The organism is Rhodococcus sp. P1Y, assembly GCF_003641205.1.
In the GTDB taxonomy this organism is placed as follows: Bacteria; Actinomycetota; Actinomycetes; order Mycobacteriales; family Mycobacteriaceae; genus Rhodococcoides.
In genome coordinates this window covers 1,551,696-1,566,762 of sequence record NZ_CP032762.1, presented here as the reverse complement: position 1 = coordinate 1,566,762, position 15,067 = coordinate 1,551,696, and the positions used below count along the sequence as shown (strand labels likewise).

General features: G+C 63.2%; 11 protein-coding genes. 6 read left to right on the top strand and 5 right to left on the bottom strand.

Annotation, left to right across the window (positions count from 1 at the left end; genetic code table 11):
* Positions 1-19 precede the first annotated feature (19 nt).
* Together D8W71_RS07410 and D8W71_RS07400 are read right to left on the bottom strand one after the other, a co-directional pair.
* Entirely contained in the window at positions 20-1,102 is a 1,083-nt protein-coding gene (locus D8W71_RS07410) for a GNAT family N-acetyltransferase (protein ID WP_161965420.1), read from the bottom strand.
* Positions 1,103-1,500: 398 nt separating this feature from the next.
* Positions 1,501-2,184, bottom strand: coding sequence for an ammonium transporter (locus D8W71_RS07400; protein WP_121112294.1), 684 nt, complete (start codon positions 2,182-2,184; stop codon positions 1,501-1,503).
* Positions 2,185-2,719: 535 nt separating this feature from the next.
* On the opposite strand from D8W71_RS07400, the gene D8W71_RS07395 reads away from it, so the two are divergent.
* A complete protein-coding gene (locus D8W71_RS07395; RefSeq protein ID WP_121112292.1) occupies positions 2,720-6,046 on the top strand; it encodes a (Fe-S)-binding protein in 3,327 nt (1,108 codons plus the stop codon).
* Positions 6,047-6,282: 236 nt separating this feature from the next.
* Positions 6,283-7,221 carry a hypothetical protein gene (locus tag D8W71_RS07390; protein WP_121112290.1) on the top strand — a complete coding sequence of 313 codons (939 nt, stop codon included), beginning with the start codon at positions 6,283-6,285 and terminating at the stop codon, positions 7,219-7,221.
* Between the two features lie 90 nt (positions 7,222-7,311).
* Here D8W71_RS07390 and D8W71_RS07385 read toward each other — a convergent pair whose 3' ends face one another.
* The gene (locus D8W71_RS07385) at positions 7,312-9,222 is read right to left on the bottom strand and encodes a dipeptidyl-peptidase 5 (RefSeq protein WP_121112288.1); all 1,911 of its coding nucleotides are present in this window, start codon (positions 9,220-9,222) and stop codon (positions 7,312-7,314) included.
* 117 nt (positions 9,223-9,339) lie between these two features.
* Here D8W71_RS07385 and D8W71_RS07380 point away from each other — a divergent pair, with 117 nt between their 5' ends.
* On the top strand, positions 9,340-9,567 hold the full coding sequence (locus D8W71_RS07380; RefSeq protein WP_121112286.1) for a DUF3263 domain-containing protein: 228 nt from the start codon (positions 9,340-9,342) through the stop codon (positions 9,565-9,567).
* Here the strand turns inward: D8W71_RS07380 and D8W71_RS07375 are convergent.
* Positions 9,564-10,271: an SOS response-associated peptidase gene (locus D8W71_RS07375; protein ID WP_121118761.1), complete on the bottom strand. Its 708-nt coding sequence runs from the start codon at positions 10,269-10,271 to the stop codon at positions 9,564-9,566. The genes D8W71_RS07380 and D8W71_RS07375 overlap by 4 nt on opposite strands.
* 90 nt (positions 10,272-10,361) lie before the next feature.
* Between D8W71_RS07375 and D8W71_RS07370 the strand changes: the two genes are divergently transcribed.
* Positions 10,362-11,612: a pyridoxal phosphate-dependent aminotransferase gene (locus tag D8W71_RS07370; protein ID WP_121112284.1), complete on the top strand. Its 1,251-nt coding sequence runs from the start codon at positions 10,362-10,364 to the stop codon at positions 11,610-11,612.
* A 335-nt stretch (positions 11,613-11,947) separates the two neighbouring features.
* Entirely contained in the window at positions 11,948-13,288 is a 1,341-nt protein-coding gene (locus D8W71_RS07365) for a YibE/F family protein (RefSeq protein ID WP_121112282.1), read from the top strand.
* A 60-nt stretch (positions 13,289-13,348) separates the two neighbouring features.
* On the opposite strand, the gene ald is transcribed toward D8W71_RS07365, so the two are convergent.
* The gene (gene ald / locus D8W71_RS07360) at positions 13,349-14,431 is read right to left on the bottom strand and encodes an alanine dehydrogenase (protein ID WP_121112280.1); all 1,083 of its coding nucleotides are present in this window, start codon (positions 14,429-14,431) and stop codon (positions 13,349-13,351) included.
* A gap of 104 nt (positions 14,432-14,535) precedes the next feature.
* Here ald and D8W71_RS07355 point away from each other — a divergent pair, with 104 nt between their 5' ends.
* Positions 14,536-15,057: an Lrp/AsnC family transcriptional regulator gene (locus D8W71_RS07355; protein ID WP_121118759.1), complete on the top strand. Its 522-nt coding sequence runs from the start codon at positions 14,536-14,538 to the stop codon at positions 15,055-15,057.
* Positions 15,058-15,067: the final 10 nt, after the last annotated feature.

Here is a 15,067-nt window from a genome sequence, read left to right as displayed (position 1 = left end):
TCAGTAGCTGCTATCGGGGTCAGGCGAGGAGGGTTCCGCCCAGTCGGCGCAGCCGACGAATCGCCGTGGAACCCTCCCACGCGATCACGGCGTCGGTCACCAGACCTGGCGCGCGATACCGGGAGGGCACGGCAACAACTCTGTTCAGGTTGGTAGACGAGTTCGACCACGCCGATTTGATGGCGTTGACGCCTATTCCCTGGTCCAGTTCGGTGACGTCGAGAAGATCATGGTTGTCGACGAACCACTCCGAAAGTTGATGCCCCGGCTGCCAACGCGAGAACCCCGGATCGTAATGACCCAGCCACGCTTCGAGTCGATTACCGGAACGCAGCGCAATCTCGTGCGCGCACCAACGACCGTCGACGACCAATCCCACCACGACCGCTCGGCCTGCCGCTGTCTCGTCGCGAAGAAAGTCATGGGCAAAGCTGCCATCCGGTGCAGCAAGATAGTTGAGTCGACGATGCAGCGAGGTCGAGGCTTCCGCCACGCGGGCCATATCGGACCACCTGCGATCGAAATGATCGATACCGGAGATCGTTTCGTAGGACAGGGGCGCGCCAGCCGCAGCAAGTGAGTTCCGATACTGCCGGAGACGTTTGCGCGTCCGACGACTCCGCAGATCCTTCGCCGTGACGCCTCGCGGAACCGAAATACACGGCGCAGTCTCAACCGTCGTCGAGTTCGTGACGAATCCGGGATCACGCTCGAGGACACCGAACCCTGGGTCTCTCTCCGCCAGGGAACTCGCATAGAAGACCCATCCACGGCGAGCAACCGTCTCCCACAGCGCCTCGGCTACATGCTCGTCTTCGCAAAGAAACTGCTGCGGGATACCGCGGCCCGAACCCGCCAGGCGAGCCAGATCGAACGCACCCAACCGACGAACCGCAAGCGGAATCACGCCCACGAGACTGCCTCCACGACGAGCAACGACGATGCGCGTCGATCCGCGAGAGTCCCCGAGCTCACGAAGGGCATAGGTCGGCCTGGCCGAGAATCTCCCGCCAATCCGTTCGGCGAGCTCGGCCCACTCGGACTCGACACTGCGGGCATCTGTCAACACTTCCGCCGTAACAGACCGGACAACCGTTTTCACACCGTGACCATACCAAGAGTTCGTAAAGAGTGAGGAAACATTCATCCGTTCGAACGGCATGCGGATGGACACGAATTCGGGTCCGGCGGGCTCAATCAAGGCCGTGTGACGACGCGCGTCACCACCTACGACGGACGCCGCCGCGTCGTATGATCACCGAGCGCAATCCGGTACGCGAGTACCGAATCCACAGACCGCACCGGACGTCAGGTCTACTCGAACGGAAGGTTCTCCCCCTCATGCTCGCACTACTCGGGGTCGGCTTCGACCTCCTCGGTTACGCCGCCACCATCGTCATCGAAGCGATCAACCTGTCGTCGCCCTACATCCGCTACGGATAACGACACACGACAAAGCGCCCGCCACCAACCGGTGACGGGCGCTTTGTGTTCGAACGACTAGTTCATGCTGTCCGCGAACTTGGTGGTGCCGGGAGCCGAGTTCAGGGTGTTCAGCAAGTCGATACCCGCGACGACCAGTGTCGGTCCACCGGCAACGATTGTGCCGATGATAGCGCCAACTCCGGCTCCGGCAGGAACAGCCGCGATAGCTCCAGCGCACAGCGTTAGGCCACATGAAGCAATCAGTCCAACTGTCGCGCCAATTACGGTGCCGGTGAAGCCACCGATTGCGGTTGCAATCCCCAGCTGCGACGCGAACGTCTCCTGCGCGATGAGGTTCTCCTCGGTCGATGCGACCGGGGTGGCGCCGAGGCTGCGCGAATTCGCAGATGCCTTGGTCAGGTCCAGCTGCGGGACCAGACGGAGAGTCTTGCCGTCGTTGTCGACGTTCTGCTCGTAAGGGAAGTTGAGCCCGCCGAGGTTGAAGGACAGCGGCAGTGTCACGACCACAGCATCTTTGGAGTCCAGCACGTCGACGGTCTTGCCGTCGTCGGCGACCTTGAAGACACCGGCGTCGATCGTCGTGACGATCGTGCGGTCCTCGAGGTTCGACTCGAAGCCGATTTCCTCGGAGGTGCCGGGCGCTGCGGGAGCTTCTGGGGCTGCGTACGCGGTGCCGCTGGCAAGACCCATTGCGGCGGCGACAAGTGCCGACGTAACGACCAGTTTGCTGAGTTTCATGTGGAGATTGTTCCGTTTCTATGCAAGAGAGCCTGGCAGTACCGAACAGAGGTAGCCCGTCAGACGCAGATACACCCCAGCCGAATCCGCGAGTAAGTCGGTGCGGGGTGCAGCATAACCCACATCACCGACCGAACGTTATCGTCCTGGCGCCTATGCGAGTCCCATTAGTTACCAACTGCCACTCGCCGAGCGCGCGAACAGGCTAAATGCCCGAAAAATGTCATTCAACCGAATTCTCGCACAAAAGAATTCAGCCATCCGAACGACCCGCGAGCCCTACTTAGGTCTGCCTTCACGCAGTTGCTGTCCGAGCATGCGCATAACGTGACCCTCGCGACGGAACCTACTGACCGGTCCAGCCCACCGCACCAGTTGCCAAGTCGCGTAGTGACCAGCAGACGGGCGCGAACCGTCGCTAAGTTACTGGCCAGTAACACTGAACTTGTTACTAGCGGGTAGCGTCGCTACTCTTAGGCTGATCGGGCTGACCCGAGGTAGCTCTCTCGCTACCTATGAACGAAAGGCCGCTTACATGAACGCCCTGACGATCACGTTGGGCACGGTCGGTTTCCTCCTCAGCCTTGTCTGTTGGGGGTACTTCTTCCGCGGCATCTGGAAGATGGTTGCGGCCATCGCCCAGGGTCAGCCGGACAAGACCCGCCTGCGCCCGTTCATCCCGCGCTTCAAGCAGATGATGATCGAGTTCATCGCCCACACCCGCATGACCAAGTTCAGGACGGTCGGGTGGGCCCACTGGCTGGTCATGGTCGGCTTCCTCGGCGGATTCCTGCTGTGGTTCGAGGCATACGGTCAGACGTTCAACCCCGAATTCCACTGGCCGCTCTTCGGCAACACGTTCGCGTGGCACCTGTGGGACGAGCTGCTGGGCATCGGAACGGTCGTCGGCATCGTGACGCTCATCGTCATCCGCCAGCTCAACCATCCACGCAAGCCCGAGCGCCAGTCGCGTTTCAGCGGCTCACGGATGAAGGTTGCCTACGTCATCGAGGGAATCGTTCTCCTCGAAGGCCTCGGCATGATTCTCGTCAAGGCCGGCAAGATCGCCACGTACGGTCACGCCGACGTCTACTCCGACTTCTTCACGATGCAGGTAGCCAAGCTGTTGCCCGCCAGCCCCGAAATGGTCTCGGTCTTCGCGTTCGTGAAACTGATGACAGGCATGATCTGGCTGCTCATCGTCGGCCGCAACATCAACTGGGGCGTCGCGTGGCACCGTTTCACCGCCTTCCCCAACATCTACTTCAAGCGCGAGGCCGACGGCGGCGTCGCTCTGGGCGCAGCCAAGCCCATGATGTCCGGCGGCAAGGTCCTCGTCATGGAGGACGCCGACCCCGACGTCGACGCGTTCGGTGCAGGCAAGATCGAGGACTTCACCTGGAAGGGCTGGCTCGACTTCACCACGTGCACCGAGTGCGGGCGTTGCCAGTCGCAGTGCCCCGCCTGGAACACCGGAAAGCCGCTGTCCCCGAAGCTGCTCATCATGTCGCTGCGCGACCACGGCAACGAGAAGGCTCCGTACCTGCTCGCCGGCGGTAAGAAGGACATGGCAGGCGACGAAATCGGACTCGTCGACGCCGACGGTAAGCCTGATCAGGCCAAGCTCGACAAGATCCCGCAGGCCGCTCGCGACGAGGCCGATCGCAAGCTCGTCGCCGACGCCATCGAGGGCGGCATCATCGACCCCGAGGTTCTGTGGAGCTGCACCACGTGTGGCGCATGCGTCGAGCAGTGCCCCGTCGATATCGAGCACGTCGACCACATCATCGACATGCGCCGCTACCAGGTCCTGATCGAGTCGGAGTTCCCGTCCGAGCTCGCGGGCCTGTTCAAGAACCTCGAAAACAAGGGCAACCCCTGGGGTCAGAACTCCAAGGACCGCCTCAACTGGATCAACGAGATGGACTTCGACATCCCGGTCTTCGGCCAGGACGCCGACTCCTTCCAGGACTACGAGTACCTCTTCTGGGTCGGCTGCGCCGGCGCCTACGAAGACCGTGCCAAGAAGACCACCAAGGCCGTCGCAGAGCTTCTGGCCACCGCGGGCGTCAAGTTCATGGTGCTCGGTGCCGACGAGACCTGCACCGGCGACTCAGCTCGCCGCGCAGGCAACGAGTTCCTGTTCCAGCAGCTCGCACTGCAGAACATCGAGACCCTCAACAGTGTCTTCGAGGGTGTCGAACAGAAGAAGCGCAAGATCGTCGTGACCTGTGCGCACTGCTTCAACGCGCTCGGCAACGAATACCCGCAGGTCGGCGGCGAGTACGAGGTGGTTCACCACACCCAGCTGCTCAACCGTCTGGTGCGGCAGAAGAAGCTGATCCCGGTGGCCTCGGTCAGCCAGGACATCACCTACCACGACCCGTGCTACCTGGGACGTCACAACAAGGTCTACGACGCCCCCCGCGAGCTCATGGCAGCATCCGGCTCCAATTTGAAGGAAATGCCTCGTCACGGCGAGCGGTCCATGTGCTGTGGTGCCGGTGGCGCTCGCATGTGGATGGAAGAGAACATCGGCAAGCGCATCAACATCGACCGCGTCGACGAAGCGCTCAGCATGAACCCGAAGAAGATCGCCACGGGTTGCCCGTTCTGCCGCGTCATGCTCACCGACGGAGTCACCGCACGGCAGGAAGGCGGCGCACACGAGGGCGTCGAGGTCGTCGACGTCGCGCAGCTCATGCTCGACTCGATCACCCGCGTCGAGTCCTCGGTTCTGGCCGAGAACATCAAGGTGATTCCTCGTGAGCGGACTCCGGAAGAGGAGCTCGTCACCGAGGAAGCGGCAGAGGTCGAGGAAGCCGAGCGCATCCAGCCCGTCGAGGAGCCGGCAGAAGCGAAGTCTGCACCCGCTGCGCCTGCACCCAAGGCCGGTGGCTTGAAGATGAAGGGCCTCGCGAAGGCGCCGGGAGCCAAGGCGCCTGGTGGCGCCAAGGCCGACACCACCGAGGCGTCCGCGGATGCACCTGCCAAGCCGAAGGGCCTCGGGCTCGCCGGTGGCGCAAAGGCGCCCGGCGGCAAGGGTCTGGCCCTCAAGGGCAAGGCGCCAGGAAAGGCCGCTGCACCGAAGGCCGCTCCTGACGAGGCTGCCGAAGCAACTGCACCAGCTGAGGCAACGGCTTCTGCTGAGACGACCGCATCTGCGGAGTCGACGCCGACGGTCAAGCCAAAGGGTCTGGCAGTCAAGTCCGGGTTCAAGAAGCCCGGCGCGAAGACTCCGGGCAAGCCGGCCTCTCAGGCTCCTGCCGAACCCGCAGGCGACTCCCCTTCAGTTGAAGAATCGCCTGCAGCGGAGACGTCGTCGGCACCCGCTGCCGAGTCGGCACCCGCCGCGGAGTCGAAGCCCACGGTCAAGCCCAAGGGTCTCGCTGTGAAGTCCGGGTTCAAGAAGCCCGGGGCGAAAACTCCGGGCAAGCCTGCAGAACCGTCCGAGACCACGGCACCAGCAGACGCCAATGCCTCGGAAGCACCGGTAGCCGAAACAGCAGCACCCGAGGAGTCGAGCGGGGAACCTCAGCCCGCTGGCGTCGAAGAATCCACGCCAACCGTCAAACCCAAGGGTCTGGCAGTCAAGTCCGGGTTCAAGAAGCCGGGCGCCCGCACACCGGGCAAGGCTGCGCCGGCCTCGGAGTCTTCACCGTCCGAACAGCCTGCGACAGAGGAGAAGGCGACCGAAACCCCGGTAGCCGAGGAGACAGCAGCCGAGGACACCACTGCCGAGGCTTCGGCGTCCGACGCGGAGAGTTCCTCGTCGAACGCTGACACCCGAACTCCGCCTCCGGCCAAACCGGGTGGACTCGGATTCCGTCCGGGCGCAAAGGTTCCAGGTCGCAAGAAGTAACCTGACACCCTTTTTACCAAGTTCGCACCCCTGCTCTGATCCGAGCAGGGGTGCGAACTTGTCAATAGGGGTGCTAGCTCCCCGCCGAATCCTCGGTTCTCCGCCCTTAGCACAGGTATGCCCACCAAACTCCGCACACTCGCGCCACGAGGCCCAGTTATCCACAGCTACAGGCTTTATCCACAATTCCGGGATCGGGTCTTGTTCGGCGTGGAGTGTGCCGCGACTATTCACCCATGACCCGAATCGTGTCCAGATCGGACGCACTCGCACGAGGTGTGACCGACGTCGAACTGCAGCGCTTCTGCCGGACCAACACCTGGCGACGACTTCGTCCCGGAAGGTACGTCAGGAGAAGCGAATTCGAGGCATTGTCCGCTACGGACAAGCATCGGATCGTCGCGGAAGCAGTTCTGGATGCGTCGACAGCGAAGGATGCGGTGCTCAGCCACGCCACCGCGGCGGTATTCCACGGACTGGATGTGCCGACTGCTGAGCTACGACGAGTTCACATCACCCGCAACAGAACCGGCGGCGCACGAACCAGCACACTCCGGGTAGTACACGGCACGCCCTATGCGGACTCGGAAGTGACCACCGTCGATGGCATACCAGTCACAGCGCTCGCTCGGACCGTGGCGGACGTCGGGCGATCGATCACGTTCGACACTGCCGTCTGTATAGCAGATCTCGCGGCTCGCATCGGAGGAGTGACACCAGAACACGTGATTGCCGTCCTGGATGCGTGTCCGACTCATCCGCACAACCGCAAGGCCCGTCGGGTCGCCGAATTCATGGACGCCAAGTCCGAGAGCGTCGGAGAATCACGTTGCCGAATCCTGCTGCACAGCTTGGGATACACACCGCGACTACAGGTACGCATCGCCGACGACGACGGCATAGTCGCGCGCGTCGACTTCTACCTGGACGGTATCTTCACGGTGATCGAATTCGATGGGAAGGTCAAGTACGGCCGTCTGGTTCCCGAAGGCGAAACCCCGTCGGATGTGGCGTGGAAAGAGAAGGTGCGCGAGGACCGAATGCGGTCGGGCGGTGCACAGGTCATACGGTTGACGTGGGCCGACCTCAACAGACCCGAGCATGTCGCCCGTCTGATCCGAGCAGCAGCGGACCGTGCCGCGAAATTTCCGCCTCCGACGCTGAAGTTCGACTGAGCTGACACCACTTTTGCCGACCTGACACACCCTCTCTGGTCATAGAATGCGTGTCAGGTTGGCAAAAAGGGTGTCAGCTCACTCCGAAACCTAGGGACGCCAGAGTTCGAGCGTCGGGATGCCGGGCGGCGTGAATCCGAGTACCTGGCCGTAGAAGGACAGTTCGGACTCACGAGCGTTGACCTGCGTCTCGAGCTTACGGAACCCGTGCGATTCCCCCTCGTACGCAAGGTACGCGTGCGGAATTCCCTTCTCCACCAAAGCATCGCGAAATCTCTCGGCCTGCGAGGGCGGCACGATCGGATCGGCCAGGCCTTGCAGCAGCAACACCGGGCACGACAACCCGTCGACGTTGTTGACCGGCGCCCGCGTTCGGTACAGATCGATTGCCTCGGGGAGCGGCCCGATCAGTCCGTCGATGTACCTGGATTCGAAGTCGTGTGTCTCGGCGACGAACAGCTCCAGTTCGGCAACTCCGTAATACGATGCTCCACAAGCGAATACATCGGACGATGTCAGCGCAGCCAGCACCGTCCACCCACCTGCGGAACCTCCTTCGATCGCGAGACGATTCGGATCGGCCAATCCTGCGTCGGCAAGCCCGTTCACGGCTGCGACGGTGTCCTCGACGTCGACCACTCCCCACTGGTCGCGTAGACGGTTGCGGTACTCACGCCCGTAGCCGCTCGATCCGCCGTAGTTCACATCGACGACGCCGATGCCCCGGCTGGTGAAATAGGCGAACACCGGGTTGAGCGCGGGGGCCACATGCGCGGTGGGACCGCCGTGCACGAATGCTACGTACGGCGGCAATTCGCCGTCCAGTCCTTGGTATTCGGGATTGCGAGGCGCATAAACGATCGCGTGAACCTCCCGCTCCGGCCCCTGGAACGTCACGGGCTCGCCCATGGGCAGGTAGTCCTCGTCGGGAACGGTCTCGAGGCCGGAACGGACCAGTTCCACCGCGCCCGTATCGAGATTCAGCAACCGAAGCCCACTCGGACTCTGCGCACTACCCGCTTTGAGCAGAACCGAGGTCCCGACGCGTCCGCCGAGCGAGATCGATGTAAGTCCGTCCAGATCGATGTCGTCGAGCGTGCCAGTTTCGGGATCCAGCACCGCAAGGGTGTCGGTCCCAAATGTACGCACGGTCAACAGCTTTCCGTCGTCGAGAAGCGAATACCAGCGCGCGCCCAGCTGCCAGAGCGGCGCTCCGAAGTCGGCATCGGCAGCGTGCACCGCCGCGATCTCGCCGCCGAGACCCACCGAATAGATGTTCCACCACCCGCTGCGGTCGCTGACGACGTACAGCGACTCATCGTCGATCCATTCCGGTTGCAGAACAGATTCCTCGTCTCCGCCGATGACTTTCGTCCAGTCGCCTGTGTCGAGGTTCGCGACGCGCAGTTCGGTTCCGTCCCAGGGCATTCGAGGGTGGTCCCAAGCGATCCAGGCGATCTTCGAACCATCCGGCGACAGCCGCGGGTACGCCAGAAAGTTCGATCCCGACACCAACGAACGCACGCCGGATCCATCGAGTGCGATCGACACGATGTCGCGAGTGACTGCGCCATCGTCGTGGGTTTCCCTGACCGCGAGGACATCACCTCCCACGACGGACAGTTCGCCGTATCGAACAGAGGACGCGGCCTCGGGCGCAGATGTCAACGGGACCGGCGTCGCGCCCGGTTGCGCGATGTAGACGCGCTGATCGGAAAACTCGGCGAACACGATCCGCCCGTCGGCCGTCACATCCCACGCGCCTCCGCCGTATTCGTGAACGCGACTGCGCGCATTGAACGGCTCGGCCAGCAGAACCTCGACTACGCCGTTTCTCTCGCGACAGACCGTGGTTCGTCCGTTCTCGGTCGGCCGCAATTCCGCCCACCAGATCTCGTCCCCTACGAATCGGCCGCCTTCGACCGGATGACCGCTCGCGGACAGGTCCGCAGCGGAGATCGGTGACGGCCAGGATCCGAAAGGCAACGCAGCACGAGTCATGCATTCAGCGTAGGGGGTCACGTCCGTTCGACCTGTCGGGCCGTAACGCAACGTTCACCGCGCAGTAGAAAACGAAGGCGATGATGGAGGGAAGCGTTCGACCGCAGGGGGTACACGATGAGAGAAACCGTACGACAGAGCCTCGACCAGTCCATGATCGAGTTCGGGCGATCATGGTTCCGCTACGGCGGCGGAAGCGAGGAAGACATCTACATCGCGTTCGGGTTGTCCGCCCGCTCCTACTTCGAACGACTACGCACCGTCCTCGACGGGCAGGCCGGGGCTTCGTTGGATGAGCAGACGCGGGATCAGATGCGTGCGGTCTGCGTGCGGCGCCTTCGTTAACCGACCGGGGACAACAGTTCGGGCCCGTTGTTCTTGACGCTGTTGACGGCCGTGCTGACTTCGTACGGAACCAAGTGTGGCTCGGGGATCGCTGCCAACATGTCCTGCACCGACGCGATCTCGGTGATCGCCGGGCTCAGCCAGTCCGAGCGCAGGCTCTCCGGAACGATCACCGGGGACCGGTCGTGGATGTGACCGAGCGCGTCCGCTGCGGGCGCGGTCAACACCGTCACCGACCACACCCATCGGTCCTCGTCGTCCTCGGCCTTGGTGGGATCACGCCACAACTCGTACAGGCCCGCCATTGCGAGGACCCCTTCCGAGTGAAGGAAGTACGGAACCTTCGCTCCGTCGCGCTTCTCCCACTCGTAGTATCCGTCGGCCGGGATGATGCACCGCCTGCGCGACGCGGCCTTCTTGAACGACGGCTTCTCGGTGATGGTCTCCGAACGCGCGTTGATCATCCGACTGCCGATCTTGACGTCTTTGGCCCACGACGGAATCAGGCCCCACCGGACGGACCGCAGTTGACGCACAGCGTCGGCGTCGGGTTCGTCCTTCGGTGCCCGCTCGACAACCGTGCGCACCGTCTGAGTAGGCGCCACGTTGTAGGCAGGCGGGATCTCCTCGCCCACGGTCTCGGCGATGTCGAACACCGCACGTAGATCACTGTCGCTCTGGGTACTTGCATACCGTCCGCACATGGTCTCGATTGTCGCACCGACTACCGACAAGAAAGCACCGACGACGAATATGCCTCGCGGCGCCGGGTACGCACCTGGCACGATAGGCGGGTGAGCCATCCGCAGATTCACCACCAGACGCGCCACCGCACGCTCCAGCAATCGACCAAGCTGCAGAACGTGCTGTACGAAATCCGCGGGCCGGTACACGCCCACGCCGCGCGGCTGGAGGCCGAGGGCCATCGGATTCTCAAGCTCAACATCGGCAACCCTGCGCCGTTCGGTTTCGAAGCTCCCGACGTCATCGTGCGCGACATGATCGCCGCACTCCCCCATGCACAGGGGTACTCCGAGTCGAAGGGAATCCTCTCGGCTCGACGGGCCATCGTCACGCGATACGAGCTCGAGCCGGACTTTCCCGATCTCGACGTCGACAGCATCTATCTGGGCAACGGAGTGTCCGAGCTCATCACGATGACGATGCAGGCGCTGCTCGACGACGGTGACGAGGTGCTGATCCCCGCGCCGGATTACCCGCTGTGGACCGCGATGACGACGCTCTCCGGCGGCAAAGCAGTGCACTACATGTGCGACGAGGAGGACGGGTGGAACCCTGATCTCGCGGACATCGAATCGAAGATCACGCCGAAGACCGTCGCGCTGTTGGTCATCAACCCCAACAACCCGACCGGTGCGGTCTACTCGAGGGAAGTCCTACAGGGCATCGTCGACCTGGCCCGCAAGTATCAGCTGCTTCTGTTGGCCGACGAGATCTACGACCGAATCCTGTACGACGATGCACAACACATCTCGCTGGCCAGCCTCGCACCCGACCTGTTGTGCCTGACCTACAACGGGCTGTCGAAGGCGTACCGGGTCGCGGGCTACCGAGCCGGATGGCTTGCCATCACCGGTCCGAAGGAGCACGCGGCCGGATTCCTCGAAGGAATCGATCTCCTCGCGTCGACCAGGCTTTGTCCCAACGTGCCTGCGCAGCACGCGATCCAGGTGGCGTTGGGCGGCCATCAAAGCATCGAAGACCTGATCCTGCCCGGTGGACGATTGCTCGAACAACGCGACACCGCGTGGGAGAAGCTGAACTCGATCGACGGTGTGTCCTGCGTCAAGCCGCGCGGCGCTCTGTACGCATTCCCGCGCCTCGACCCCGAGGTGCACGAGATCTACGACGACGAGAAGCTCGTCCAAGACCTTCTGCTGCAGGAGAAGATCCTGGTCGTTCAAGGTACGGGCTTCAACTGGCCAGGCCACGACCATCTTCGAATCGTCACGCTCCCGTGGGCACGTGATCTCGCGGTCGCCCTCGAGCGATTCGGCAACTTCCTCGCGTCGTACAAGCAGTAATCTCGCCGGCAACCTGACACACGTATTGCCAACCCAGCACCCCTGCTCGCCTCAGAGCCGGGGTGCTGGGTTGTCAAAAGGGGTCCAAGCTCCCTGGCAGCCCCGTTAACTGACGGGAAAGTAGGGAAAGTGATTGAAAAGTGACACAAAAAACACAGCCACGACGCCACAATTTCGCCCGGGCTTAGGTAGATTGGCGGTCGGCACGTTCGCGTGCCCGAGCACTGGTCGTACCCCACCCCGGGCGATCAGGAAGGTGGCGGGGGACGCCCCCCCTGCTCCCCGCCACCGAGCTCCTCCAAGCTTCTGGCTCCACCAACCATTAACCTTGCACGGTGGAGTCACACGGTCACGGACATGGACACAGCAACACCCCTGCTCCGCTCGGCCCCGTAGCCGCACGGATCGTCATCGGGCTTCTCGCCGTCATCGGAATCGCCGTGATCGCCGGTGCTGTCGCACTCTGGCCGAGCAAGCAGAGCGTCGAGATTCCGCTGCCGTTCCAGACATCGGGCGGCGGCGCCGTCAACACCGAAGCGGGGACGGTGATCTCCCAGGACATCGGCGCGTGCGGCAGCGGATCGGCAGGTCGCGTGTTCACCGGCAATCCGACGCCTCCCATCGGCGCCGGGTACGAGTGTCAGCGCAGCATCGTGACCATCGAGTCCGGACCGAATGCCGGAACGAGAACGCTCATCGAGATCGTGCCTGGTCCAGGACAACCCGACATCAGGACCGGTGAAAGTGTTCGGCTGGTTCGACAGACCGATCCGAACGGCACCACTCAGTATTCGTTCAACGACTTCGCCCGCGGTTTACCCCTCGCCGTGATCGTCGGAGTCTTCGCGTTGGTGATCTGCATCGTCGCGCGCTGGCGAGGGTTCCGCGCGCTGGTGGGACTGATCATCGCCTTCGCGGTTCTGGTCGGATTCATGCTGCCGGCGTTGCTCGACGGTGCCCCGGCCATACCGGTCGCCCTCGTCGCCGGGTCGATCATTCTGTACGGAGTGCTCTATCTCGCGCACGGGGTCAATCTTCGAACCAGTTCGGCACTTCTCGGAACCTTGACCTCGATGGCAGTTGCAGCGGCGTTGTCCTACATAGCAATTCGGATGACCCACCTGACTGGCCTGTCCGAGGAGCAGAACACCGACGTCCAGGCATACATCCAGCAGGTCAGCATCACCGGATTGCTGCTCGCCGGGTTCATCATCGGATCGCTCGGTGTCCTCAACGACGTCACCATCACGCAGGCGTCTGCGGCGTTCGAGATCGCGTCGGCCGACGCCACGGCCACCAGGCGCCAGATCTTCTCCTCGGCAATGAGAGTCGGCCGAGACCACATCGCCAGCACCGTGTACACGCTCGTACTGGCCTACGCCGGCGGTGCGCTACCGCTGTTGCTGCTGTTCAGCGTCGCAGGCAGATCCATCCAGGACGTCTTGACGGGTGACGCAGTGGCGATCGAGATCGTGCGTTCATCTGTCGGCGGCATCGCGCTGGCACTGTCGGTGCCGTTGACCACCGCGATCGCGGCCATGCTCGCGCGCCCGGGTGGGGTGGGCGGCCCGAACTCGACGCCCACCGCTACCTCGACGGCCCAGCCCGCCCAGAAGGCCCACCCAGCACCGACGCCCCAACGAGCACCGAGGAAGTCCGGTCGCCACTCGCGGTGACGCGGCTCCGCCAGTGGCACGGTTAGGGCCTCCTGGGGGCACTTGTTCGTGCCACTCGAGTCAGGCGAACGCTGCGGCGACGGACTCCGACAGAAGTGCCCCTGCACTCGTGCTCAGCCCGTTTCGCAGACCTGGATCAGCCTCGCACGCAGCTTCCCACCCCGAGTCGGCCAGAGCGAGCACGTACGGCAACGTGGCGTTGGTGAGTGCGTACGTCGACGTACGCGGCACGGCGCCTGGCATGTTCGCAACGCAATAGAAGACCGATTCGTGGATGCGATACGTCGGGTCGTCGTGCGTGGTGGGCACCGAGTCCTCGAAGCACCCGCCCTGATCGATAGCGATGTCGACGAGGACCGATCCGGGCTTCATTCGCTGAACGAGACTGTTGGAGATCAGCTTCGGAGCTTTCGCACCCGGCACGAGCACCGCCCCGATCACCATGTCGGCACCAAGCACGGCCTGCTCCAACTCGAGAGCGTTGGACACAACCGTCTTCACGCCGCCCCTGTACTGATCGTCGATCGCCCTCAGCGCCTTGACGTTCAGGTCGAGAACCGTCACATCGGCATGCATTCCGTGGGCGATCGCGACTGCGTTGCGCCCCGAGACTCCTGCCCCGATCACCACGACGTTGGCGGGCCGCACGCCCGGCACTCCGCCCATGAGAACTCCGCGGCCTCCACCGCTTGCCATCATGTGGTACGCGCCGACCTGCGGAGCCAGTCGTCCTGCAACCTCGCTCATCGGGGCGAGGAGCGGCAGAGATCCGTCGGGTGCTGTGACAGTCTCGTACGCGATCGACGTGGTGCCCGACGCCAGCAGCGCGTCGGTGCACGCCTTCGACGCGGCGAGGTGCAGGTAGGTGAACAGCACCTGATCCTTACGCAGCCGGGAGTACTCCTCGGCGATGGGCTCCTTCACCTTGAGCAGGAGCTCGGCCGCCTCCCAGACTTCGTCGGCGGTGGCGAGGATCTGCGCGCCTGCCGCTTTGAAATCGCGATCGGAGAACGACGAGCCAAGGCCGGCTTCGGTTTCGATGACTACTTCATGTCCTCGCGAGACCAGTTCGTGCACGCCTGACGGGGTGATGGCCACCCGGTACTCGTGGTTCTTGATCTCGCGGGGAATTCCGATTTTCATGGCGGCCTCCTACGTCGGAAAGTGGTTCTAGCGGTTGAGGCAACTGTGAATTATCGACAGTTTCGACGCAACGGATGTGAATATAATTCTGTAAGGTGGCACGTATGTCAGCTGAAGATTCAGCGAGCCGCCCGCGCGGGCCCCGTCCGCCGAATGATGTTCGACGCGCACCGCTCGACCGAATCGATCTCATTTTGATCGACGAACTGCGGCGCGACGCTCGCATTCCGAACAACGCACTCGCGGCGGCTGCGGGCATTGCCCCGTCGACGGCTCTCGGTCGGGTTCGTTCACTCGTCGAACGCGGCGTCATTCGCGGGTTCCATGCCGAGATCGACCCCGAGGCGCTCGGGCAGGGTATCCAGGCGATGATCTCCGTGCGCCTGCAAGCGGATGCCCGGAAGCGAATCAGCGAATTCGGCAAGCAGATCGCCGCCCTGGAGGAAGTACTCAACATCTACTTCATCGCCGGGGCCGACGATTTTCTCATTCAGATCGCAACCGTCGACACCGCGGCGCTACGAAACTTCGTCGTCGACAACTTGAGTGCGCATCCAGCCGTCGCTGCGACCGAAACCATTTTGATCTTCGAGCACGTCAGGCCACGGAACGGGACGGCCTACTAGGACCGCGGCC